This window comes from Enterococcus sp. AZ163 (assembly GCF_050498925.1).
Taxonomy (GTDB): domain Bacteria; phylum Bacillota; class Bacilli; order Lactobacillales; family Enterococcaceae; genus Enterococcus_A; species Enterococcus_A ferrettii.
Genome location: NZ_JBIPAO010000003.1, coordinates 353,791 through 378,220 on the forward strand (window position 1 = coordinate 353,791; position 24,430 = coordinate 378,220).

Annotated in this window: 24 protein-coding genes; 20 read left to right on the plus strand and 4 right to left on the minus strand. The window is 36.6% G+C overall.

Annotated features, from left to right (window positions below; genetic code table 11):
* Positions 1-241: 241 nt before the first annotated feature.
* Both IGI46_RS23350 and IGI46_RS23355 read right to left on the minus strand, forming a co-directional pair.
* Positions 242-964: a hypothetical protein gene (locus IGI46_RS23350; RefSeq protein WP_429974379.1), complete on the minus strand. Its 723-nt coding sequence runs from the start codon at positions 962-964 to the stop codon at positions 242-244.
* A 36-nt stretch (positions 965-1,000) separates the two neighbouring features.
* Positions 1,001-1,702, minus strand: a complete 702-nt coding sequence (locus tag IGI46_RS23355) for a hypothetical protein (RefSeq protein ID WP_429974380.1) — start codon at positions 1,700-1,702, stop codon at positions 1,001-1,003.
* 964 nt (positions 1,703-2,666) lie between these two features.
* Here IGI46_RS23355 and IGI46_RS23360 point away from each other — a divergent pair.
* The 10 genes from IGI46_RS23360 (at position 2,667) to IGI46_RS23405 (ending at position 13,751) form a co-directional block, all read left to right on the plus strand.
* On the plus strand, positions 2,667-3,782 hold the full coding sequence (locus IGI46_RS23360) for a site-specific integrase (RefSeq protein WP_429974381.1): 1,116 nt from the start codon (positions 2,667-2,669) through the stop codon (positions 3,780-3,782).
* 573 nt (positions 3,783-4,355) lie between these two features.
* A complete protein-coding gene (locus IGI46_RS23365) occupies positions 4,356-5,060 on the plus strand; it encodes a WxL domain-containing protein (RefSeq protein ID WP_429974382.1) in 705 nt (234 codons plus the stop codon).
* The gene (locus tag IGI46_RS23370; protein ID WP_429974383.1) at positions 5,020-6,198 is read left to right on the plus strand and encodes a DUF916 and DUF3324 domain-containing protein; all 1,179 of its coding nucleotides are present in this window, start codon (positions 5,020-5,022) and stop codon (positions 6,196-6,198) included. The genes IGI46_RS23365 and IGI46_RS23370 overlap by 41 nt, the downstream gene beginning before the upstream one ends.
* Entirely contained in the window at positions 6,182-6,679 is a 498-nt protein-coding gene (locus IGI46_RS23375) for an LPXTG cell wall anchor domain-containing protein (protein ID WP_429974384.1), read from the plus strand. Before IGI46_RS23370 ends, IGI46_RS23375 begins: the two co-directional genes overlap by 17 nt.
* Positions 6,669-9,905 (plus strand): WxL domain-containing protein, encoded by a 3,237-nt coding sequence (locus IGI46_RS23380; RefSeq protein WP_429974385.1) that lies wholly within the window; start codon positions 6,669-6,671, stop codon positions 9,903-9,905. The genes IGI46_RS23375 and IGI46_RS23380 overlap by 11 nt, the downstream gene beginning before the upstream one ends.
* Positions 9,906-9,926: 21 nt before the next feature.
* The gene (locus IGI46_RS23385; protein WP_429974386.1) at positions 9,927-10,148 is read left to right on the plus strand and encodes a hypothetical protein; all 222 of its coding nucleotides are present in this window, start codon (positions 9,927-9,929) and stop codon (positions 10,146-10,148) included.
* A gap of 109 nt (positions 10,149-10,257) precedes the next feature.
* Positions 10,258-10,626, plus strand: coding sequence for a hypothetical protein (locus IGI46_RS23390; RefSeq protein WP_429974387.1), 369 nt, complete (start codon positions 10,258-10,260; stop codon positions 10,624-10,626).
* 156 nt (positions 10,627-10,782) lie between these two features.
* Positions 10,783-11,505 (plus strand): winged helix-turn-helix domain-containing protein, encoded by a 723-nt coding sequence (locus tag IGI46_RS23395; RefSeq protein ID WP_429974388.1) that lies wholly within the window; start codon positions 10,783-10,785, stop codon positions 11,503-11,505.
* 1,165 nt (positions 11,506-12,670) lie between these two features.
* A complete protein-coding gene (locus IGI46_RS23400; RefSeq protein WP_429974389.1) occupies positions 12,671-13,060 on the plus strand; it encodes a hypothetical protein in 390 nt (129 codons plus the stop codon).
* 430 nt (positions 13,061-13,490) lie between these two features.
* Positions 13,491-13,751, plus strand: a complete 261-nt coding sequence (locus tag IGI46_RS23405; RefSeq protein WP_429965479.1) for a YcxB family protein — start codon at positions 13,491-13,493, stop codon at positions 13,749-13,751.
* 755 nt (positions 13,752-14,506) lie between these two features.
* Here IGI46_RS23405 and IGI46_RS23410 read toward each other — a convergent pair.
* Positions 14,507-15,253, minus strand: a complete 747-nt coding sequence (locus tag IGI46_RS23410) for a MurR/RpiR family transcriptional regulator (protein ID WP_429965478.1) — start codon at positions 15,251-15,253, stop codon at positions 14,507-14,509.
* A 241-nt stretch (positions 15,254-15,494) separates the two neighbouring features.
* Here IGI46_RS23410 and IGI46_RS23415 point away from each other — a divergent pair, with 241 nt between their 5' ends.
* The 10 genes from IGI46_RS23415 to IGI46_RS23460 all read left to right on the plus strand — a co-directional run bounded on the left by IGI46_RS23415 (position 15,495) and on the right by IGI46_RS23460 (position 23,418).
* Positions 15,495-16,343, plus strand: a complete 849-nt coding sequence (locus IGI46_RS23415) for a class II fructose-bisphosphate aldolase (RefSeq protein WP_429965477.1) — start codon at positions 15,495-15,497, stop codon at positions 16,341-16,343.
* Positions 16,344-16,353: 10 nt separating this feature from the next.
* On the plus strand, positions 16,354-17,358 hold the full coding sequence (locus IGI46_RS23420) for a zinc-dependent alcohol dehydrogenase family protein (protein ID WP_429965476.1): 1,005 nt from the start codon (positions 16,354-16,356) through the stop codon (positions 17,356-17,358).
* Between the two features lie 18 nt (positions 17,359-17,376).
* Positions 17,377-19,041, plus strand: a complete 1,665-nt coding sequence (locus tag IGI46_RS23425) for a PTS system mannose/fructose/sorbose family transporter subunit IID (protein ID WP_429974390.1) — start codon at positions 17,377-17,379, stop codon at positions 19,039-19,041.
* 19 nt (positions 19,042-19,060) lie between these two features.
* Positions 19,061-19,504, plus strand: a complete 444-nt coding sequence (locus tag IGI46_RS23430) for a PTS sugar transporter subunit IIA (protein WP_429965474.1) — start codon at positions 19,061-19,063, stop codon at positions 19,502-19,504.
* Positions 19,473-19,946, plus strand: a complete 474-nt coding sequence (locus IGI46_RS23435) for a PTS system mannose/fructose/N-acetylgalactosamine-transporter subunit IIB (protein ID WP_429965473.1) — start codon at positions 19,473-19,475, stop codon at positions 19,944-19,946. The genes IGI46_RS23430 and IGI46_RS23435 overlap by 32 nt, the downstream gene beginning before the upstream one ends.
* Before the next feature lie 23 nt (positions 19,947-19,969).
* The gene (locus IGI46_RS23440; RefSeq protein WP_429966076.1) at positions 19,970-20,731 is read left to right on the plus strand and encodes an SDR family NAD(P)-dependent oxidoreductase; all 762 of its coding nucleotides are present in this window, start codon (positions 19,970-19,972) and stop codon (positions 20,729-20,731) included.
* A 22-nt stretch (positions 20,732-20,753) separates the two neighbouring features.
* A complete protein-coding gene (locus IGI46_RS23445; RefSeq protein WP_429965472.1) occupies positions 20,754-21,485 on the plus strand; it encodes a GntR family transcriptional regulator in 732 nt (243 codons plus the stop codon).
* Between the two features lie 16 nt (positions 21,486-21,501).
* Positions 21,502-22,110, plus strand: coding sequence for an AAA family ATPase (locus IGI46_RS23450; RefSeq protein ID WP_429965471.1), 609 nt, complete (start codon positions 21,502-21,504; stop codon positions 22,108-22,110).
* Positions 22,111-22,889: 779 nt separating this feature from the next.
* The gene (locus tag IGI46_RS23455; RefSeq protein ID WP_429965470.1) at positions 22,890-23,144 is read left to right on the plus strand and encodes a type II toxin-antitoxin system RelB/DinJ family antitoxin; all 255 of its coding nucleotides are present in this window, start codon (positions 22,890-22,892) and stop codon (positions 23,142-23,144) included.
* A complete protein-coding gene (locus tag IGI46_RS23460; protein ID WP_429965469.1) occupies positions 23,134-23,418 on the plus strand; it encodes a type II toxin-antitoxin system YafQ family toxin in 285 nt (94 codons plus the stop codon). The genes IGI46_RS23455 and IGI46_RS23460 overlap by 11 nt, the downstream gene beginning before the upstream one ends.
* Before the next feature lie 478 nt (positions 23,419-23,896).
* Here IGI46_RS23460 and IGI46_RS23465 read toward each other — a convergent pair whose 3' ends face one another.
* Positions 23,897-24,166, minus strand: a complete 270-nt coding sequence (locus IGI46_RS23465) for a hypothetical protein (RefSeq protein ID WP_429965468.1) — start codon at positions 24,164-24,166, stop codon at positions 23,897-23,899.
* Between the last annotated feature and the right edge of the window lie 264 nt (positions 24,167-24,430).

Here is a 24,430-nt window from a genome sequence, read left to right on the forward strand (position 1 = left end):
TTGTCATAATGCTGATTTAATCGCACAGTAAAATTTACCTTTGGAAACTTTCTATCCCTCTTGGAAACTTTGACCTTTTCATCGAATAAGTGTTAAAAGCTGTTACAAAGCCATTTTCATTTTTTTAGTACTCTACGACTAGAGTTAAAATAACGTTTAAGTGGTTTCCGTTTCTTTATCTATCCAAAAAAAAGGAAAAAGCCCCCATCCTAACCTTTGTTAGAATGAGTGCATCACTTAGTTACTCTATTTTCGGAAATTCACCTTCAAGAGATTGATACCAAAGCAGATGTTCCTCCAGTTTATATTGTCTAGAAAATTCACCAGGCGTTAACAGCCATTCCTGCAGCAGCTTTTGCTTAACTAATGTCCGACCAAATGGTGTGGCGGGAATCATCACGTAACTCAACGGATGTCCTTCAGATCTCATAAAGGTGGAATAATCCTGACGATAGGTAGCCAATGAATAAATCGCCTTATTAGTCAAAGCAACCAAGGATTTCTTAACAATAGGTAATTTCAAGGAGAGTCCGTTGGTTAACGTTATAGTAGTGTACCCAGCATCTTCAGCCACTTGAAAAATGGTTAAGGGATTCAACCATGTAGACATCTCTGGCTTGGTAATAGGAAACAACACAAAGTGGGCGTTCACAATAGGTACCTTTTTCGAAGGCAAGCCCTCTAACGATTGACAGGTCCGACGCATCAACTGATAATCCATCAAGCGGTGAGTGGCAAAGAACTTCTCAATCATTTTTAATGGTCCTTCAGTAGCCAAGTAAGGTAAATCATCTTGTAAAACAAAGGTGCCTTTCTCTCCCGGAATAGGGCACACTAAGTGAATCTCCTTCATATTCAAATAATTGAACACAGGAGCTGTGTCTAAGAAATATTCCCAATCATCTGACATTTCTTCTCCCAACACTTTTCCCTCAAATACACGCTTCTTACTTATGACAATCACTCCGATCAACAGGTATGTAGTGCATTGTTTCGAAATCTAAGCTGTGGCTACACAGGGGGAGGGTGGCACAAATTTGTTTTTCATAAAATCCTGAAAAGGGGGATGTTGAGGAAATACCAAGAATTTCTTTACTAAAGTAGAATTCTTTTGTGACAGGAGCGAATCAATCAAAGCCAGCTGCTTTCTCAAATACTGATTAAAAGGTGTATCCAAAAGGTGAAAAGACTCGACTAAATTCTGATGAACAGAACGATACAGGGTGAACGTATAAGCTGTTTCAACTGATAATCGTAGAAAAAACTGACAATCAATAGCCATATCCAAGCTCAGACCATTACTTAATTCGACTAAAACGCCTTCATTTCCACAATATAACTGAAAAATATGCAAAGGATTCACCCAAAGCACCCCTTCTGAATGCGGAATAGCACTTAAGCAAAACGTTGAAGTCACTAAAGAGACCGTTCCCGATGAGGACGGTTTCAACTCAGCATTCACGTAACGATGGAGGGTCAACCATTTTTCCAACACGTCCAATGGTTTCTCTTCAGCATAAAAGAGACCGAAATCCTTCACCACTAATGTACCCAAATCACACGGCATCGACATTAAAGCTGTTATTTCACCTAAGTCATAATAGTTCAGTGGTGAAGCTGCCTCACAAATATGAACCCAGTCTTCAGATAATACCTCCTCTCTTAGCACCTTGTCTTTTAATAACCAATCATACTTCTTCATTTTCAAACTTACCTCCTCAATATGGTGTTACTTCAATAATAATACTATATAAAAAACCATTGTAAATAGACATATTTTCGGTATGGACGAAAAAATAACGATATAAATTATTGAAAAGATAGGGTATATGATTAAATCAGCTGAAAAGTTCGTTTATCAAATTTCATACATGAAACAATCATGTGTTATATAGTTGAAATCGTGTAATTTCCGATGTGTTTCCCATTCCTAATGAAATTGTGGGAAAGAAAATAATGAATCTATAAGTAAAATCGGTGCTTATTCGATGAATTATTAAGCAGCAAAAGTTAGATGATAAATAAAAGGTGTAAAAATAATTAAGGAAGCCTTACGGAGTGAAGAAGATTCTAAAAGGAACAATAAAAGAAGAAATTTTCTTGAGGAGGCATCAAAAGAAGAGCTGAAAAATATGGTCATAAAACGATAGAAAATTCAATAAAAATAACGAAAAATAGATTTGAGTGGAAAGGTGTTTGTAGTGGTTAATCTTATTTTTAGAAATAGATAAGTGAGATAAATGTTGCAATAGTAGTAAAAATTGGCTTTACTCATATTTAATGAGCAAAGCCAAATGAAGTACAAATAAATCGATTAAAAAACATCCGTGATTTTGTATAAGTTATTGATTATTTAGTGATGATTTGATAAATTGACAGTTGGCTTGTTTTCCTGTTTGGCTGTAAAACTGGAAAAAAGTTCAATAGAAGCCTCAAACTTGTTAAATAATAGAATAAACTAATTTAGCAAAACCTTCATTTCATAATTATTGTAAATTATTCAAACCAATAAATCAATAGTTTAAATAAAAAATGTGTGATAATAATTTTTTAGCGAAGGAAATTAGCTATTTGAAGTGAAATTAATGACGGAAATTAGGTTAGAAATTGGCCTTTTTACGTCGTCAAAATAAATCGTCTACTAGAGAAAAAGGGAGTGTTATCTTATGGCGCGAACAGGTGAAAATATCTATCACCGAAAAGATCTTCGTTGGGAGGGCCGTTTTCATAGAGGCCGTAAAGCTGACGGAAAAATTAGGTATGGCTATATTTACGGTAATTCGTATGAAGAGGTCAAAGAAAAGTTAGGTCCGTTACGCAGACAAGCTCAAATCACATTAGAACTTTACGGAAAAAGCGTTGTAGAATATGACGAATGGAGTCAAACGTGGCTGGCAGAACAACAAAAAGTCGTCAAACCAGCAACTTATTCTAGTTACCTAAGCAAGCTCAAAAAATATATTTGGCCGCATATTGGGAAGGTAGCATTGTATCAATTAGATGAGTCCACCATCCATCGCATGATTCAAGCCTGGATTCAAACTGGTTTATCATTAAGTAGTATAAAAGTGATTTTTCGGATCGTAAAACAATCTTTGAAGTATGCAATTCAAAAAGAATTAGTACAGAAGAACCCTTGTGAATGGATTCAATTACCCAAAGGACCGAAAGGAAAAGTGCATGCTTTAACAACCAAAGAACAACAGCGTCTAGAAAAGGCTGTCTTAGCCGAGAAAGATATTCGCACAAAAGCGGTCATTTTAGCAATGGAGACAGGTATGCGGATTGGAGAGATTGCTGGTCTAAAATGGGAAGCGATCGATCTGGACAAACGGATGATCGAAGTGAACTACACGTATCAACGAGTACTATCCGTAACTGGAACCAAAACAGCTTTACACTTAGGACCGCCTAAATCACAGTCTTCTCGGCGAGTAATCCCCATGACAAGCAAGCTGCATCAGTTGTTGTCTAGCCTAAAGGAAGAATCAAACTCAGAGTATGTTTTCTCCGTGAAAGGCAAACCATGTGAACCACGACTGTTAACGTATCATTTTCATCGTGTTCGCAAAAAGGCAAAGCTGGAAGACATTCACTTCCACCAGCTACGCCATACGTTTGCGACCCGTTGCTTGGAATCTTCAGAGGATATCCTAAATGTCAGCATCTTGCTAGGGCATACCTCTCCACAACTGACCACAACGGTCTACTTTGATTCCATCGTACAAAAACGTATCGCTGTGATCGGTTCAATGGAACGTGCACAACAAAATATCGCTTAATTAGTAAGTAACCGATTTAAAAAAACGTTTTCGGTTCTCCTTACCCTCCCTTTTTTTCTTTTTTTGTATGTAATCGCTTTCTGTGGGAAAGAATTCAAACTAACTCTATTTTTTTCAAAAAAATCATTCCTTGTTGAAAAACTCATCTCAAAAAAATTTTTCAAATTCTCTTTTGTTATTTAATATCGCCTAAAGGCAAGTGTGCGCCGTCATTTTACGCCGTAATAAAAAGTGTATCCTTGTGGATCTAGGTATTGAGGTAGAAATCGTGTTTTACAGCCAAACAGGAAAAAGTACAAGACTAAAAAATAGTATACGAATCGTTTTTGATGAACTATCAATAGTTAATCATCCTTACTTAGGCATCAATAAATGAATAGCAAAGATTTATTTCGAACAAAGATTATTAATTTTTTGAAAGCTGACTTTCTTATTCTTAATATAGAACAGGATAAAAAAAGCTTCAAAAAGCCATCAAGTAAAAGTATAGCACTTTTACTGTCATACCGGTATCAATGGGGGAGTAACCTTGATATAGATCTCAAAATAACAACATAGAGGAGAGAAAAAGAGATGAATAAGAAAAAATTAGCAACAGCACTATTGGGTACAGCAATGATGGGTGGTTTGTTGGTGCAGGCAATGCCGGCAGCAGCAGCACCAGTTAGTGGAGGTTCTACTGGGGGTAGCGTTGGATTCACAGGACACACCCCACCAACTCCAAATGGTGGAGATTTAGACTTACTTTGGTATCCAACAGCTTTTGAGTTTGGTAATTCTAACACACACACAACAGCAGCAAAAACCTACACAGCGACAAATGGAGCAACAAAATATGCCGTTGTAAAAGACGAGCGGATCGCAAATGGTACAACAGTTCCTACGGACAATGGATGGAAATTGACTGCAGCAGCTAAAAAATTGGAAGCTGGAACGGATGTACTAACAAATGCAGAATACTCTTTTACTGGCAATGTGTTAAAAGAATACGTAAGTGCTAGTGGACAAGATACTGAAGTTCCTGAATCAACAGGAGCTATCGTACCATTCTCACCAGCGCCTACCGAGGTTAGTGTAGCTGGTACGACAAGTGTAACTTTAAAAGCATCTGGTTTATCAACTGATACAGTAACTATGATGGAGTCGACAGATCCAGGTATTGACGGGAAATTTGCTCTAGAAATGAATGCTATTTCATTAAAGGTTCCTGCAAATACATCAAAAGACGGAAAACAATATGCCGGCAAAATTGATTGGGTATTACAAGATTCTATTTAATAAAAACCAGAAGAAATGGGAGTGGGAAATTTCCCGCTCCTTTTTTCAACGATTGTTTAGAGGTGTGAATATGCAGATAAAGAAAAAATTTGGGTTCTTACTCATACTTATTAGTTTCTTCTTGGTTGTTTCTACAGGAAGTATAAGTGCCAATGCGGAGGATAAAGCAGCATCTGATGTAGCTGATCAAACAGGCTATTCAGTTGAAGCAATTCAGCCGGATACACAAATTGATAAAAGTTATTCATTCTTTTATATTCACGCAGAACCTGACGAAGAGCAGACTATTAAGGTAAAGATAGCGAGCAAAAGAAAAGAACCCTGCAAAGTGAAAATTAGTTTGAACAATGCAACGACAAGTACAAACGGACAAGTTGTTTATGGAAATGAGAAGAACCTCTTAGATGACAGTCTTGACTATCCATTGACTGAAATAGTAAAAATTGTTGAAAAAGAAGTCACTGTTAAGGATTTTGAAGAAAAGATTGTAGACATAAAAGTGAAACCGCCAAAAGAAGCTTTTCAAGGCGTTCGTTTGGGTGCGATAGCTTTTCAAGGAATCGAAGAGGAGTCAACTAGTGGAGGAGTTAATAATACCTATGGCTACAAGATAGGTTTAATGATCAATGAGGACCTTCGACCTTTCAATGAAGGTGGTCAAATAAAGTACAAAAAAGTTCAAGCGATTTTGCGAAGTGGTGAAAAAGTAATTGCAACGACCGTTCAAAATCCTGAGCCAAAAGTGCTAGAAAATGTGACCATGCAAATGAATGTCACGAGAAAAGGCGAAGAAGAGGTTCTGTATTCTAACGGTTTGGCGAATATGAAGCTCGCTCCAAATAGTTCATTTGATTTTCTACTCTATACAGGAATTGAAGATTTGGTTCCCGGAAAATATATTCTGACAGCCACAGCAACAGATGGCAAAGAAAATTGGAACTGGGAAAAAGAATTTGAAATTACTGATAAACAAGCCAATCAAATCAACAAAGATGCAGCATACAAAATCACAATGCCAAAACTTTACAAAATTATCGGGATCATTTTGCTTGTCTTGACTGCAGGCAATATTGCTTACCTGATTTATCGAAGAAAGACACAGCAAGGAGGAGGAAAGGATGATGCGAAAGAAGAGTAAGCAAGCAGGGATCATTGCTTCTGCTGCTTTGATCTGTCTTTTTTTAGCAGGCACGACTGCGTTTGCCAACACTAAAACCTACATTGGTTTTGAAAAATCAACCAGCAGTTCACAAACGAGTACAAGTAGTTCAGATACATCCACAAGCACTACAACCAGTAATTCTACCAGCAGCACCACTGAACCGAGCAGCAGTACAACCGACTCAACAAGTAGCACTACTGAGCCAAGTGCGACAACGGATACTACCAGTACTGGCGAACCGGCTAGTACCACTAGTTCAACGAATCAACAGGGTAAGACATTACCTAATACCAATGGAGGTTCCGGTGGTTCATCTGGCTCAGGCAACAAGTGGCTGCCCCAAACAGGGGAGAAGAAGCAGCTATTTTGGACTGTTTCAGGATTTCTATTATTAGTGTTTCTAACCACAATTGTCTTTATCAGACGATCAAAGGAGGAGAAAACCTATGAAAAATAGGCAGCGAAACCTTCGTCTTAGTTCTTGGCTGATGCTTGCTTTGATGATTGGGTCCATTCTTTCTCCAACAATTAGTTTGGCAAATACCGTTGAATCAACGATAAGTTCAGAAGAACAGACAGGAAATACCTTACAAACATTAAGCAGTGATCCTTTGTTGCCAGAAGCAACATCAGAATCATCTACTGCAAGTTCAGAAATGGAAACAGTAGAAACATCAGATGAAGCAGTAGAGCCTGTGATTACCTATGGTGCAGAAACAATTGATGAAAATGAATTGGAGCTGCATGAAGATCAGAAGAACCCACAACCAAGTATCAAAGACCAGAAAATAGAGCAGGTAGAAGATCGAGTTCATTTTTCCGGAAAGTTGTTTGCAGGAGTGGAGGAAACAGAGAAGACGAGAAGTACAACTGTGGTCACTTCTTTTGAGTTGCAGAGAAAAGCTTCTTCTGGTGAATGGGAAACGGTTAAGGAGTGGCCGGAGCAAGAAGTGGCGATTCAGGAGCAGAATTATTCATTTGAGACTGAAGTTTTATTGGTAGAGGATGAGGTAACTACTTTTCGTTACGTAATAAAGTATAAGATGAATATTTTTGATCAGGAAGACCAGAGTTTAGAAGAAAAGAATGATCAAGGGTATTTATTGGTAGAGGATGAGTATTCTTATAATTTGGATGAGAATGCAGAAAAGACTCAAACGGAAGGGACTCATAAAACAGCCGAAGAATTGGTAGAAGTGAATCGGGTTGAGGAAGTATCAGTCTTTGATCAATCAATTAAAAAAGAGCAAAGTATTCCTGAAATTAGCCCAGATAATTCAGTAAAAAGTATTTATTCTGATATGGGAATTACTCCTTTTGGTGCGGAGACTGTAGAAACAAGCAGTAATGGACAAACTTGGAAGGTAAGAAATGTAGTTGGAGCAGGGAATAAAATTACCTTTGATTTTTTTTGGGATAGTGATCCAATGTCAGGCTATATCGTTACTTCAGTGACTAACTTATTTGTTTATATGAAGGCTTCTGATGGTAGTTATCCATCAGTAGGGACGCCATTGCCAAAACCAGCAGGAGGTTATGGCAAGTTGAATTGGACTTCTGTAGAAATACCTGGACTAACGCCAGGTCAGCGATACGAGTTTCAACTGCATGTGACATTTTACGCTGAAAATTATGGTATTTGGGGAGAAGGCGTATATCCATTTCAAAAAATTTTTGACATAACGGTTCCAGCGCCACCACCACCGCCTAAAGCACCATCAATTTCCAATTTAAAAGCAACTCATAGAGGAGAAAATTATGCTTTAATAGATTCAACGTTTTCTGTTGAGGGAGGTTTCCTAAGCGCAGATATTTCTGTGTATAGTGATGCTGCCTGTACAAGTGAGGTAGGAAATAAAACACCGATAGCATTAAGTGTGACACAGACTCAAATGCTTGTTGAAAATCTTACGCCACATGCGGTTTACTACGCTAAACTTTCTGTGAAAGATGTAATTGGGAATGAAACTACTCAAGTAATCAGGTTTACGACTTCACAGATAGCGGCATACCCGACTTATACAACTGCTGATTTGCATCATAGATTCTATGTAGATGACTATTCAGGTGCTACTTCTATTCAATTTTTTCATAGAAAAGTCGGAACAAGCAGTTATATTCCAACAACAAGTACTGCGACTGCCGAGCATGGAGATGGTAATCTATCTAGATATATAACTGTAGGTAATCTGACAGGCTTAAGTGCTGATACAGAATATGAGTGGTATTCCAGAGTTGAACTGAGTAACGGAACAATTATAGAAACAAAAGTTAATAAGTTTAGAACCTTGTTTGCTCCCAAGCCATCAATTACAAATTTTACCGCAGAGTATAGGGGAGAGAATCATGCAAGCTTTAGTGCAAATTTCAATGGTAATGGTATCGTAGAAAGTTCACCAATTAGCTTATTTAGTGATTCAGCGTGTACTATCAAAATTGGTGATGTAACATATACAAATTTGACTGGGACAAGTTGTAATGGGTTCATACAAGGACTTACACAAAATTCAGTCTATTATGCAAAGTTGTTAGTTCGCAACACAGATGGTGGAGAAAGTACTGCGGTTTTTAGATTTACTACATCACAAATAGGCGCTTATCCAGCGTATACGACTGCAGACTTGCACCATAGATTTTATGTGGATGACTACTCATTTGCTACTTCTGTTCAATTTTTTTATAGAAAAACCGGAACAAGTAGTTATACAACCTTAACAAGTAGTGCAAATCCTGAGCATGGAGATGGTAATTTATCAAGGTATCTATCTATAGGTAATTTAGTAGGTTTAAGCGCAAATACAGAATATGAATGGTATTCCAGAGTTGAACTAAGCAATGGAAATGTCATTGAGACAACTCCAAATAAGTTTAGAACCAATTTTCAAGTTTTGCAAGAATACTTTGATTTGACTGGTACATCTATAAAAAATGAGGCGATTCATGTTACTGGTGGTAGTAGTTACACGCCAACTCCAAGTAGTTCCTTCACCCACTCCAGCCAAGCCTACATCTATAAAGGCTGGCTTAAAGAATCCGAGTGGGATGGCAATAGTGCAACACCAATGCCGGCATTACGTACAGGAACAGTGGATTCGTTAAGAACTCATGGAGAAAAAGTCTACCTAATCTACGACTTAGACTCAAACTCTCTACGTCTAGACGAATACCCGAACAAATTCGATTTCGGTAACCAGCATAGACCTGAGAGCTACAATCAAATCTTCAATCTGGATGCTTCAAAATACGCTTCGACAGAACCAACCGATGGCTTTAAGCTGCGGGTTCGTGATGATCGAGCGACGCACCCAGGATGGAAGTTAACGTCTACCTTCTCTCAACTAGTTGGAGTGAATAATACTTCTGACCAGCTTGTGGGAGCGAAGATTTCCTTTGGTGTTGAATTGAAAGAGATTCAAAATCCGGGAACACCTGGTGAGACAGCGATTACGCCAACACCAGCAATTGCTCCATCATTTGGTGCACCTGTATCTGGCAGTACAGCCACTTTGTCTGCGGATGGTACAGCACTACCATTCCTAAGCGCATCAAATACCAAAGGCGAAGGTGTCTGGGATGTGCTGATCGATTTTGATTCTGTGAAGATCTTTGTACCTGCGGGGCAAGGAAATACAGGGGAAGAATATCAAGGAACGATTCAATGGGATTTGGAAGATACCCCTTAATCAATAAAGGAGCTGCAAAGAATGAATACGTGGATTTTTGGAACGATTGGTGTCGGTACAGTTGTCTTGATTCTTGCGATTGTCTTTTTCGTAAAGGATAGTCATGCGATGCTACAATGGCAGAAAAAGGGCAATTATTTGTTGCCGAATCTTTCGTTAACGATTTTGTCGTTTGTATGGATTGGCTTGGCAGTTTATCTGTATTTAGACGTACAAAATCAGATCAATTTTTTCTTGAAATAGGAAACGGGGTGTCTGCTTGCGAGAGCAGGCACCTAATACATAGTAGAAACTGACTAACGTAAACGATAGCTGTCTACTAAAAGAAAAAAGTACGCATATATGCCAAGTTTTGATAGTAACAAAATGTTCTTTTGCGAAACCGGAAACGGAACAGCAAATTCACTTGCTAGGACATGAAGCCTATGCGACGACATCTGTTTTGTTAGATTTACCGAAGAAACGAGCAGTAGTGGATGTGTTTTTTGCTTATTTTCATTTGATACTTTTAAGTGAAATGATTTCTGAGTATGAGAAACCGGAGCTGCTGGTTCAATTGCTTGAACAAAATTTGAAAATTGTTCAGAAAGTAGCGCATCAGCCATTACGAAAAAATACAAATATTCAAAAAATGACCAATCGGGATACTTCTCAAGAAGAAATCGACCGTATCGCTAATGGATTGCGGCTTTTTGTTTGTCATGCTGCTGGCATTTGGTGATCTTGTATCTTGATTGGCATGATAATAGAATTATTTTCTATCCTGAGAGTTGAAAAGGGAAGGGGACTTCCCTTTTGACTACTTTTTTCAAAGAGTTTGGGTGATTCTTGCCTACATAATTCATTCACTAAAAATAGAATAGAGAGAAGTGTAATCATGAGCCGAATTTTGATGTTAACAAAGTGCCAATACGCGGAAGAAAATCTAGAGAGAATGATTCGAAGACTGGGGCATGAGTTGTTTTGTACGACGAGTATTTTGGACGCTATTAAGTACGGAAAACCTTCCTCAGAGTTTTTGGAGCAATTTCAGATTATCCTTCTAAGCGAGACAATCTCCAATAAAGAGTGTCTAGAAATCATTGGAAGATTAGATGAGAATCAATTCGTCTTCATTCAATTAAGCGGAAAAGTCCTTTCGAAGGATGAACAAGAAAGAAAAGGGAGTGAAGGAATTACTCACTGCTTATCAACTTCAGCCTCATTAGAAATGTTTAGAGAAGTGTTAAGCCAGCAGCCAAAAGGTAAAACCAAAGAAATCTTTTCTCTGAGTGCGAATGGAACGTATCTACCGGAAGACTTAATTGAGAAACTAGCACTCACTAAAATGGAAAGACGAGTGTTTCAGCTATTAATCGACTCAGAAGGACAAACTGTGTCTCGCGAGAACCTCTGCCGCGAAATTTGGAAAGTAGAACCTAGTCAGTCCACCCAATCGCAGTTATCAACATTGATCAGAAAAATAAAAGTCAAAATGAGTAAAACAGGGATAAATAGCGGCTGCATTAAAACACAATGGGGTCTAGGATACATGCTTGATATGAATGTTTTGCGTAGTGGTTCGACTATCGATCACTCAGTCCTATATCAAGCACAATAGATGAAAACGGCTATGCTTACGTATGCATACAGCCGTTTTTTTGTGTTAGAGGAAGTATCAATAAGATTAAGTTAGATCGGAAAATCAAGTGGGGGACTTATTTTGAATTCGGGTTTATTTCCTATGTCCGTTACATTTTTATAAAACTGCTGGAAGTAATGTTAAGGGAAGCGAGTTAGTCTGTTGAACTAAAAGAAGTATGGATATCGGCAGAAAGGCATCTAATGATATCTGTCCTTTGTTTATAGTAAATAATTTGTTACAGCTGCTGCTAAAACAAAATTTCTACAAGTTTATAGCCTACATATTTCAACGAGGAAGTAGAGATTATTATTGAAATAAAGCACTAAGTAAACAGTAGATCAATGGTACAATAATTATAAATAAAATATGTAATCATTTAGAGATAATTTATTTAGTTGTCTGTATGTAATACAGGGAGAGTGACATGAAAAGGTCGGTAGTCGGAGATTTGTACTACGTGACTTAGAAAAAATTTATTCTATGATACCAAGGTTAATGAACTGCCTGATCATCTAATAATTGATGTTGTTGCCATTTATTAACTATGGAAAGGATTCTTATGAAAAAGTATAGGCGAAGGGAAACGAACCATGCGAGTGAATATGTCATAAGAAGGCCCTTATTTTGGCCGATCTTCCTTTTGATCATGTGTTTGTGCTGCTTAGTTCTCTGCTTTCAGGATACAGCATCGATAGAAACCAGTTACCTAATTGATGAAGTAGATCGATTTTTCTATGCAATCGTGGGGTTTTCTATTTGGATACCGATCACGATGGTTATGTTCAGTATATTAGCAATCCACCTCTATTTTCACCTCCGATTCAAGGTAGTGATCCATGGAAAGGGTCTCGCTGTTACCCCACTTTTTGGAGCAACCTACGATCTTCCTTATTCTTCGGTAGAAAAGGTAGTGCATGTAGGATGGTCCACAAAGGGATCTTTTATTGACATCTTCTACCATAATAAAAAGCTTCATATTCCCTATACTTACAACAGACATGGCCGATTCAAGCAGGAGGGATTTGAAGTTCTACTGAGGAAGTTTAAAAGCTGCAATGTTCCTATTAGTGAGCATTTGGATATGCGTGAGAATTGGGGGAAGAAGCACTTTTCTTAAGTTTTTAAACGAGGAGGGACTCACATGCAGATAATTCGTAAATATAAATGGTTCTACCTCTTGAACAGTTTCAGTATTTATATTCTTCCGTTGTTGTTCCTAATAATAAGCGGTTCTTATTTCGACTTCCTGATAGTCAGCGCAACTTTTCTTGTCCCTTTTGGCTGTCTCATTCTTGGAACGGTGTATGGTTTTCTTTGCAAAACAGCGGGCGATATTCCACGGTATGCAATTACAGTTTCCTTATTAATTTTTCCTGCAGTATTTGTGCCCAGCCTTACGGGCGATTCTTTTAGTGAGAAGTTGCTGACGTTCATGCTGCTGTACACCTGCTATTTTGTTCTTACTATTTTTGCAGGCTTGCTGGGTCAAGTACTTCGAGCTTTATTTTTTAAAATCCGTGCAGGAAAATAAGACATTTACATAGCTATTTTCCTTGCTAAGAGGCTGGTTAGACTAAATTGTGTGGGTGTTTACTTGATGAAAACGAAGGATAGGAAGGATTGAAGCGAGGATGATCGAGGTTTCAAGTCAGTTAACAAAAGAAGAGTGGATACACTTCAACGAAATGTATCGAAGCTATGCGTCAAAGGCAGCAAGAAAATGGGTTTTGGTTGGAATGGTTTTGTTTTCTTTTCTACTCCTCTGGTTGGGTATCGGGTTGCTTAGAGATCTCTATTTTACTTTTCACATGGTAGACTTTCCCTGGTCCTTCACGTTTGTATCGTTGGCTTTTCAACTTTATGGTTCTAGAATGCTTCTCATGTTCCTATGCCTGGTCTTTTTCCTTTATTATCTGTATCGGATATACGTTCTCTTTTCTACAAGTTATGTCAGGAAGAAAGTGGGTAAAAGTTTCAAGGAGAGTCAGGGGAGTCGTGTTCAATTAACTGACCAATCCATTGGCACCTATTCTGACACTATTGATTTGCGTTTAAATTGGGAGCAAATAACTAAAGTAGTTACTACTAACGAAGTGATTGCCTTATTTGGCACAGATCCACAATGCATCGTGATTTCGAAGCAAACACTTTCTGAAGAGGAGATTCAACAGGTGGATAAGAAGATAGAGGGATGTTTTTCGGGGACAATTGTTAGATTGTAAGGAAGTCCAACTGGTGTTTGTTGGGGTAACTATACTTAGTGAATAGGAAAGTACTTTTGCGATTGTTGCCCGAGTTGATAAATGTCGAAATTTATAGTGAGTCTGAAGATAAATTATATTTCTAGATCAAGTATCATTTCACTGAAAAAAGAACGTGATAAAGTATGTTAACCACGAAGATAGCTCGTGAGCGGTGGTCTTCTCTTGGAAGGATGTGGTACTTATGAAAGTGAGTGCTGAAATCTACAGAAAGGAGAAGATATTTTGTCTACTAAGGACGTTATTATTTTGATGTTTATAGCAGCAACTGCAAAGAATAAAGTTAGAATAACTTTTTTGTGATTTCATAATAATCCCTCTTGACACTAGCGAAATGTTTAAACACTAATTTTATTTGTATTGAATTTCTTTAGATTGAAACCTGCATGTCCTTTTATGGAAATGCTAATTTTGACATTGTACAGAAAATGTCCCATTTCTGTACAATGTTTTTTTGCTATATACTTTGAAAACTACCTGCTATATGGGGGGGCAAAGAGCCTCAAACGAGTTAGAAAAAAGCCTTCCAAATTGTCAAAAACGTACCACAAACAAATTAGGAGGTGTCCAAATGAAGAAGGACAAAAAAGTTTATTACATAGTGTGTTCTGAAAGTGAAGGAAATTGAAAGGAAAATTGGAAATTAGGTAATTTTGTAAACTTGGATTAGTCAATTTATTCGCTATTGAGGAAGCGCTAAACCAATGAAATCAATACTAAAGTCCAATATATTCTATTATTGTTCTAGTAATTATTAAAAGTGGGATTCGAGAATAGACGGTCAATCCACTAACATCCATTATCTTTTCACTATGACCAATAATAGAAATATCTGAATAGTCTTCTAATTCTGTTTTTTCCTTACAACATAAAGTAACAACATTTGCACCGATTTTTTTAGCAGCTTTTGCCGACTCTAATAACTCTGGAGTGGAATTTCGGACGGAGACAATAATGATAACGTCCTCTGAAGTAACAATCTGATTTGTATTTTTCATCCACATACTATCTTTTACAATGATCGCATTATAGCCTAGTAATTGCAGATACATTTGGAATTCATCAGCTATCAGTGACGTAAAGCCTCTTGAATAAATAAAAATTCGACCAGCCGACTTAATATATTCAATGATTTGAAAAATAGTTGTTGAATTAATCGAATCGATAGTTTCGGTGCATTCCAAATATGACTTAGCCAAAATGTTATTGACAACATATGGAGCATGAACTTCATCTTTTGTTTTTCCTTGTTGAGAAATCTTGTATCTCAATTCATTAATACCAGAAAAGCCACACTTTTGAATGGTCCTAGAAACTGTTGCAGATGAGACAAACGTCTTTTTTGCAATTTTCGTAATTGACAAATCAGGAATTGCTTTCTCATTTTTATTTAAAAAGTCAATGACTACGCGTTCTGAAGCTGATAGATTCTGATAGATTTCTTTTTTTACATCTATAATCATACTTGACCTCCTAATGTTCTAACGTATTATACCATGAATCGATTTTCATAAATCGAGTAAATCACTCTAATTCTGTAACGGTTTTCCTTTACAGATTATAGATTTGCCCCAAAAAAAGCTATATGATGAATATGAATCAAACGTACGTATATTCTAACGTTGATTGTATTCTTTTTGAATGAAATCACAGATGGCCATCTTATTGTTAGGAGATTCGGATTATGCTTAGGGGGAAACGTTGATGTATGTGACATTAAAAGAAGTGTTAAAAGATGCCAGTCAATTGAATATGGCCGTAGGAGCATTTAATACCCATAACTTGGAAATGCTACCAGCAATAATTAAAGCAGCCGGTAATCAGAAAACGCCAGTTATTATTCAAACTAGTTGTGGCACAGCTAATTATGTAGGGCACAGAAACTTAGTAGCTGTTTGTAAATCTATGGCAGAAGAGTATGGAGTAAATGTAGTTTTACATTTGGACCATGCAAAAGACTTTGCTGAAATTCGTAAAGCAATCCGAGCTGGATACAGTTCTGTAATGTTTGACGGCTCTTCATTACCATTCAAGGAAAATATTCTAGGCACAAAACAAGTAGTAAATTTTGCCAAAGAATACGGAGTAAGTGTTGAAGCCGAATTAGGAACAGTAGGTGGAACAGAAGATGGAATCGTTGTTAGCCAAGATGAAGTTTTCTACACTGATCCAAAAGATGCAGTAGAATTTGTGGCTGAAACGGGAATAGATGCTTTAGCTGTTGCAATTGGAACAAATCACGGACAGTATATGTCGAAAACGGACATCAGCTTTGATCAGCTGAAACAGATTAATGATGCTGTTACTATTCCTTTGGTTATTCATGGCGGAACTGGTGTTAAGGATGATGATGTAAAAAGAGTTATTGATCTAGGGATTCGCAAATTTAATGTTGGCACGGAATTATTAGTAGGATGGAACAGAAAGTCTAAAGAATGTTATGACTCTCATAAAGAGAACGTATCTAATAGAGACAATGTTGTTCCTTGTTTAGAAACGATTGAAGAAATCGTAGAACGGAAAATCAAATTGTTTAAAAATTTGAGTGACTGAGGTAGGTAAAATGAAGGCAGGATATTATGTTGGTGATTATTCTTACGAAGTTCGAGACATTCCTGAAAAAGAGCCTGAGAAGGACGAGGTTAAAATCCGAGTAGCTTGGTGCGGATTATGTGGAACGGACGTCCACAAATTTCAAGGAAAGAACGGCGCAAGTGTGGTGAAACCACCGATCATTTTAGGACATGAGTGTTCAGGAATTGTTGTTGCAGTAGGGCCAGAGTGTAAATATTTTAAGCCTGGAGATCGAGTAGCTTGTGATCCGAGTTATGGATGTGGCAAGTGCTCGTGGTGTCAACAAGGTTATCCCAATTTTTGTCTAGTAAGACATGGTGTTGCTAAGGGATTTGCTGAGTTTGTTTGCCCACCAGAGAAAAATGTTTATCATATATCGGATAAGCTGGATCTTAAAGCAGCAGCGTTCACTGAACCACTATCCTGTGCTGTACATGGACTTGATCTTATACAAATTGAAAGTGGTAAGACAGTTGTCATGTATGGTATGGGATCAATTGGCTCGTTGATGCTTCAATTGATTTGTTACAGTGGTGCTACAGAAGTAATTGTTGTAGAAAGAGAAGTTCAGAAGAGAAAGTTAGCTTTAGAACTTGGTGCAACTGAAGCTGTATCAGATCAAGAAATTGAGGCAATAAGTCAAGCAAAAAACATTGATTATGTTGTAGAGTGTATAGGTCTAAAACAAACTATGGAACAAGCAATTAAAATTGCTGGGAAAAATGGCAAAGTGTTACTATTTGGATTGGGTGATCCTGAGGAACCAATCTCATTCAATCAGTTTGAAGCTTATACAAAAGAGTTAAGTATTTTTACGTCTTATTTAAATCCTCATACTTCGGAACGAGCTGTAAAACTTTTAGAAAGCGGTTTAATTAATACAGAAAAAATTATTAGCGCAGAGTTGAGTTTAAAAGAAATTGGAAATGAACTCAAAGAATTAAGATATTCAAGAATAGGAAAAGTGATGGTGTATCTGAGTAAAGAGTATTAGTTATTAGGGAGGAAGAAAATGGTAGTATCCGCGATTTTGGTTGCAATACTGGCAACGATGGGGCAATGGTGGTTCTTCGGTCCAGTCACGAAATGTTTAGTGTATCCACTAACCACTGGAACTTTGGTGGGGTTATTTATGGGTGATCCAATGCTGGGCATGCTAGCAGGAGCAAATATCCAATTAATTTACCTGGGTTGGATTTCAGCAGGTGGTACAATGCCGAGTAATACAATTGTAGCTGGTATTTTTGGTACGGCTATGACGATTTTATCAGGCGCCGATCCAAAAATGGCTGTAACTTTTGCAATTCCTTTTAGTATGCTTGGTCTTTTATTAAATCAAGTATATATGACAGTAAACGCTGCTTGGATTCATAGAGCTGACAAACTTTTAGAAAAGGGGAATTTAAGAGGCGTTAGGTTAATGAACTTTGTTCCTTCAGCATGTATGGCATTTGTTCTATATGGAATTCCAGCTTTCTTGTTAGTTTACTCTGGAAGCAGTTGGGCACAACAATTAATAGATATGGTTCCAACACATGTAATTAGCGCACTTGAAGTAGTTGGAGGAATCATGCCAGCTTTAGGGATTGCTATGTTACTCAACTATTTGGGTAAAAGAAATCTTATACCATGGTTTTTTGGAGGTTTCTTCCTAACAGTTTACTCTGGACTTGGAATGACAGCGATCTCTATTTTCTCAGCAATTATAGCATTGATCATGTATTTGAATAGTAATAATAAGACATCAGATAAAGTAGAGAAGAAAAAAGTAAAACGATTGTCAGTAAATAAAAAGATCGAACCTGTCGAGGTTGTAGATAAAACTGCTGAAGCAGGCACTGCAGCACCAGTTATCGAATACAATAAAAGGTTATCTAAGAGTACATTAGTAAAAACTTGGCTTTGGTCAACGAGTACAGAATCTTGTTACAACTATGAACGATTACAGGCCTTAGGAGCTGCTAACTTAATGATAACACCGATTCGAGAATTGTATGATACAAATGATCGCCGCGCAGAAGAATTAAAAAAATATATGGTTTTCTATAATTCAGAAGTATTTACAATTGGACCGATCATTAATGGGATTGCTTGTTCGATGGAAGAAGCTAGGGCAAATGGTGAAGATATTGAGGCTAAAGATATCAATGCAGTACGAACAGGTTTAATGGGACCAGTAGCAGGTATTGGCGATACTGTAATGCAGGGAATATTGTTCCCAATTATCTTTGGTATCGGTTGTTCTTTAGCATTGGAAGGAAGTTTCTTAGGCCCTATTTTATCCTTTGTAGTTTTTGAAGCATTGATCTTTGGTTGTGGTTATTTCATGTTTATGACAGGATATAAACAAGGGAAAACATCACTACTGAAAATTCTAAAAAACGGAACAATTGATAGAATTATCAACTCATTTAGCATTGTTGGTTTGATGGTAGTAGGAGCTATGGCTGCTAGTCGAGTTACAGTGAACACACCCTTAGCAATTACAGTAGGAGAAGGTACCACAAAAATTCAAGATGTTTTAGATTCTTTGGCACCAGGGTTAATTCCTTTAGGACTAACATTACTTGTGTGGTGGATGTTGAAAAAGAAAATTAACACACTTTACATTATTATTGCGATATTTGTTGTTGGTATTCTTGCATATTATCTAGGCTTACTAGGTTATGTAGCGTAAAATTAAAAGAGGTGATTTAATGGTACATGTTGTAGTGATAAGTCATGGAGCTTTCTGTGAAGGATTGTTAAGTAGTTTGAAAATGATCTCTGGAGACACTTATGGGGTTAAAGCAGTTCCTTTAATTCCTGGAGAAGCCCCTGAAAGCTACAGAGAGAAGCTAGCCAAAGTATTGTCAGAATACGAAAATCCAGTAGCTGGATTTATCATTTTATCTGATATTGCTGGAGGAACACCATTTCAAAGTGCTGCTTACTTATCAAAAGATTTTAAGATTGGTTTGGTATCTGGAATGAACATGCCGATGCTTCTGTCTTTAACTTTGGCAAAAACTGAGGATGATACTCTAGAAGATTTAATGAAAAGGGTAACTGAAGAAGAGTGTGTTGGAATTCAAAGCAAGCTATTTGGTAAAGGAGAGAAAAAACAACGTGCAAAACTTAGTGTTAACAAGAATAGATGATCGTTTAATCCATGGACAAGTAATGACTGCTTGGATTAAAAACAAAGGTGCAAATCAGGTTGTTATCGTCGACGATGGTACTGCCAATGATGAGTATATGATTGAAGTTTTGGAAATGGCTATACCAGAAGAAATTGCCATTGGAATTTTTACAAAAGAAGAAGGGGTTCAATTCTTTAGTCAAGGATTAGATGAAAAAACTATTCTTTTAGTTAAAGGTCCAGATGTTTTAAATTATCTTGTTGATAATGGTATTCAGATTGATGAGGTTGATGTCGGAGGTATGGGAACTAGAAATGATCGAAATGTGCTTTACAAAAATATTTCTACCAGTGAAGAAGAAAACAAACAATTTCAGTCATTACTCGAGAAAAATGTAAATGTATTTATACAGGTTATGCCGCAAGACAAACCGGTTAGTGTTGGAAAATATTTGAACTAGGGGTGCAAAAGATTATGAAAAGAATGGATGGAAAAGTTTTTGTCATTACTGGTGGAAGTAGTGGTATGGGAGCAGCAATGGCGAAAGATTTCGTATCACGAGGAGCAAAGGTAGCCGTATTTGATTTAGATGAAAATAAAGGTAAAGCTCTTGAAACTGAGGGTAATGGAGATTTGTTTTACTACAAAGTAGATGTAACTTCTAAAAATCAAATCAAAGAAGCTGTCAATAAAGTTGAGTCCCAATTTGGACCCTTAACATCTCTAGTGAACTCTGCAGGTGTTTCTAAGATGGTGCCTTTCTTAGAAAGCAGTGAAGAACTATGGGATTTGACTATGGATGTAAACTTAAAAGCGACATTTTTAACTTGTCAAGTGGCGATTGAACGTATGCTAGAACATGGTGGGGGAGAGATTTTGAATATGTCGTCTCTATCTGGAAAAAAAGCAAGTTCATGGCAGACCATTTATTGTGCTAGTAAATTTGGCGTGCAAGGTTTAACGCAATCGATTGCGAAAGAATTTGCTGATCAGAATATTCGTGTTAATTCAATTTGTCCAGGCATTGTGTATACAGAAATGTGGGAAAAGCTTAAACATGAATATGCTAGAAAGCGAAATATTGATCCTGAAGAGGTAATGGACTACTTCAAAGGAAATATTCCTATGCATCGATTAGTTGACATGCAAGACGTTATCAATGCTGCGGTTTTCCTATTGACTGATAGTTCAAGTTATTTAACTGGGCAATCTATTAATCTTGTCGGTGGAGAATGGATGGATTAACAAAGTAAGGAGGATGGCATAAATGATTGCGCTAGATTTTAGTGGTAGAGAGCAACTCTATTATCAAATTTATGATCGGCTGTTTCAAGGAATCATTAATGGAACCTATGCAGTGGGAGAATGTATTCCATCAGAAAGTGAATTAATGAAAAATTATCAAGTAAGTCGAGCAACTGTCAGAAAATCAATGGAGATGCTTGCAAATGATGGATTTGTGAAAAAGCAAAGAGGTCATGGTACCGTAGTCATTTCTGCCCATCCTAAACACTCACCTCAAAGAGTTGCTAATTACTCTAGAAAATGTGTGATTAGTGATGTTGTTGCTCAAAAGAAAGTTATAAAATTCGGCGTGATTTCAGCTCCACAACAAATTTCAGATTCACTTGGCTTTTTAAAAAATACTAAACTGATTTGTTTGGAGAGAGTTAGATATGGAAATAGCGTTCCATATTACTTGGAAGTAAATTACTTTGAGAAAGATTATGTCCCTGAAATGCTAAATCGAGATTTTTCGGAAGAATCTTTACGTGTTTTCCTAGATAAGACTTACAATATCAAATGGGCATATGCAAAGCAGGAAATTCACTCTATGATAGCAGACACTTATATAGCAACTCTACTTGAAGTTAAAGTAGGTACTCCATTACTAAATATCAAAAGAGTTTCTTTTGATATTGAAGATACTCCGAGAGAATATGTTGATACATATTATATAGCGGATAAGTATCATTTAGAAATAGAACTAACGATATAAGGGAATGAGAGACTAGATGAAAAAATCTTTAATATTATTAGCGGGATTTCCAGGAACAGGAAAATCATATTTGTCGAATCTCATTATGGAAAAGTTTCCAGAGATTTATCTCATTTCACCGGATGAATTGAAAGAAAAAAATTGGGATAAATTTGGTTTTGAAAACCTTGAGGATAAAGAAAAATTAATACAACGGAGTTGGAAAGAATACTATAGTGAATTGGAAAATTCATTCCAAAAGGGAAAAAGTGTTATTTCTGATTATCCTTTTAGCGATAAGCAAAAGAGTACAATAGAAAAACTAACTGAAAAATATGGTATTCAAGTAATTACTATTCGATTAATTGCTGATTTGGATGTACTTTTTGAACGACAAAAAATTAGAGATTTAGATGATAGTAGGCATTTAGGACATATTTTAACTTGCTATAATAAGGATAATAAAGAAATAGAACATCAGACTGCCGATAATTTGTTAGACTATCAGGAATTTATAAAAAGATGCACGACTCGAGGATATGGCGAATTTAACCTAGGTCTTTTATTTGAGATAGATGTTACTGATTTTTCAAAGGTTGATTATGATTCGTTGCTGGAAAATCTTGAAAAAGAACTCCGAATTTGAATCATCATAAATACGCTAGGAATAGCAGCCAAGATATTCTACAAGATATCTTAGCTGCTATTCCTAGTGTGTTTATTCCTATGCCTGGTCTTTTTCCTTTATTATCTGCATCGTGATTTCGAAGCGAACACTTTCTGAAGAGGAGATTCAGCAAGTGGATAAGAAGATAGAGTTTTTTTTCGGGGATAATTGTTACTTTATAGAGGATGGGAATGTTCAAAATGTGTTCTTTAGGGTAACTATACTTAGCGAATAGGGAAGTACTTTTGTGATTATTGCCCGAGTTGAAGGATTTACAGTTTAAATGACTTTTATTTGAAATAGTCATTGATTTAGGTGATGGTTGAATCTATTTATCTATCACAGATATATTAACACTAACTCACTTTTTTCATGAGTGTTGCAAATTATTATAGTATATGATCATTTTCATTCACCATAATAACCTAAAGCGATGATGTGATAATCATGAATCTGTTGAAGCTAAGAAGACCTCCGAGAGCTTCAAAAATCAAGCAGATTTCACTTCTGCAGGTTCTCTTAGTTCTTCTTCAGAATGTGCTGGTAATCACTCAACTGAAGAGTATGTTAAGCGTCTTCTAGAAGATCTATTGATGAATCTCTAGGTGCATAAGAATGAAAAAGCAAGTATCGTTGTAGATAGTGTTTGCCTTTTGTTTAAGCTTTTCATTTTTTAATCAATTGCTATACAAAGGAATACATTGAATTTACGAATAGCAGCAAAAGTAGTACAATATATTACAAAGGGGTGGATTAATATGGCACAATTAAATATGAGGCTGGATGATCAGTTGAAGAAAGAATCAAGCGAGATATTTGACAGTTTAGGAATGGATTTGACGACAGGTATTAAAATATATTTAACCAAGGTAGTTCGGGAAAAAGGAATACCTTTTGATTTATCCTTGCCGCAAAGTGAATTGGAGGAAGCATTAAGAGACATTGAAAAGGGCAACTATAAGACATTTTCTTCCAAAGATGAACTGTTGAGAGAATTGAACAATGGAGATTAGAGTAGCCCCGCCGTTTGAACGTAATTATAAAGCTTTAAAGAAGAAACACTATGATATGAATAAGATCGATGAAGTTTTAGGTCTGCTCATTGATCAGGAAATAAATATACTAAGACAGAAGTACAAAGATCATGCACTAAAAGGAAACAGAAAAGGCTTGAGAGAACTTCACATAGAAAGTGATTGGCTGTTAGTTTATCGAATAGATAACGATCACTTAGAGTTGTGGTTGCTTGCTACGGGTTCACATGACCAAATATTCAGAAATACTTAAAGGATTAGAAGGACGAATTTTTGTAAATATAGTTTTCCATTGAATTGAATATGACGAATGCAAGTTGCTTTTTTACTCGTCACTAAAAGGTGATGTTTATGTATATTTTCCTATTTCTATAGAAGAGAGTAGCGTTTTTGTCTATTGTTGAAGCAATTGGACGGAGGATTCAGCTTGGATCATTTGTTCTGTTTTTCATTGGCATAATGTTGACAATTAGTAAGCATAAAAAAACGTCATAATCTTTGGTAGGGATGATGGGGTATTTAGTCTATAGAATTTTGACACCGTTTTAAACGGGCTATGCTTAATAGTTATGCTGATGCATAGATCTTTTTACATATACAGTATGCCGTAAATCCATTCTATTCCAATTACTAGCTTTTCAAATCTACAGGTATAAAATACTACTTACATTTATATTTCTTATCTTTTTCCTTTTCTGCAAGTTATATCAGGAAGAAGGTAGGGAAATAATTCAACCCAGAGAATTTTCAAGAGAGTTGTGTTCAGTTGACTGACCAATTTTTGGGCACTTATTAAAATAGTAGCGCTTTGCGTTTAAGCTGGAACCGGATACCCAAATTTTTTTATACGAAAGAAGTGATCTTTTTTTATGGGACAGATATACAAGTGCATCCTGATTTTGAAGCAAACACTTTATGATTCCATCAATACCAGGAGTGCTCTTCCCTTGATTTAATATCATCTTTTTAGATAAAGCTTTTGCGTAAAATGAATGTGTCATTAGGAAATGGAGTCTTTTAACAAGTCTCCATTTTTTTTGTTGTGTAGTTCTTTACAATACTCAGTTGCAGTCGTTTTATATAGTCCTCAGTTTGTCTCCATTCAACGGTTTTACATGCAAGTTGTCCTCATTTTCGTGTCGTAGAACTTTACTTGTTAGATAACATCAGCTGATTCAAGTAATAGAATACCCTTTGGAAGTCAGCTACCCTTTAGTACGGGGTAAATTTTGAATCTCTATTTCAACGATTACAGCCGAATAGTC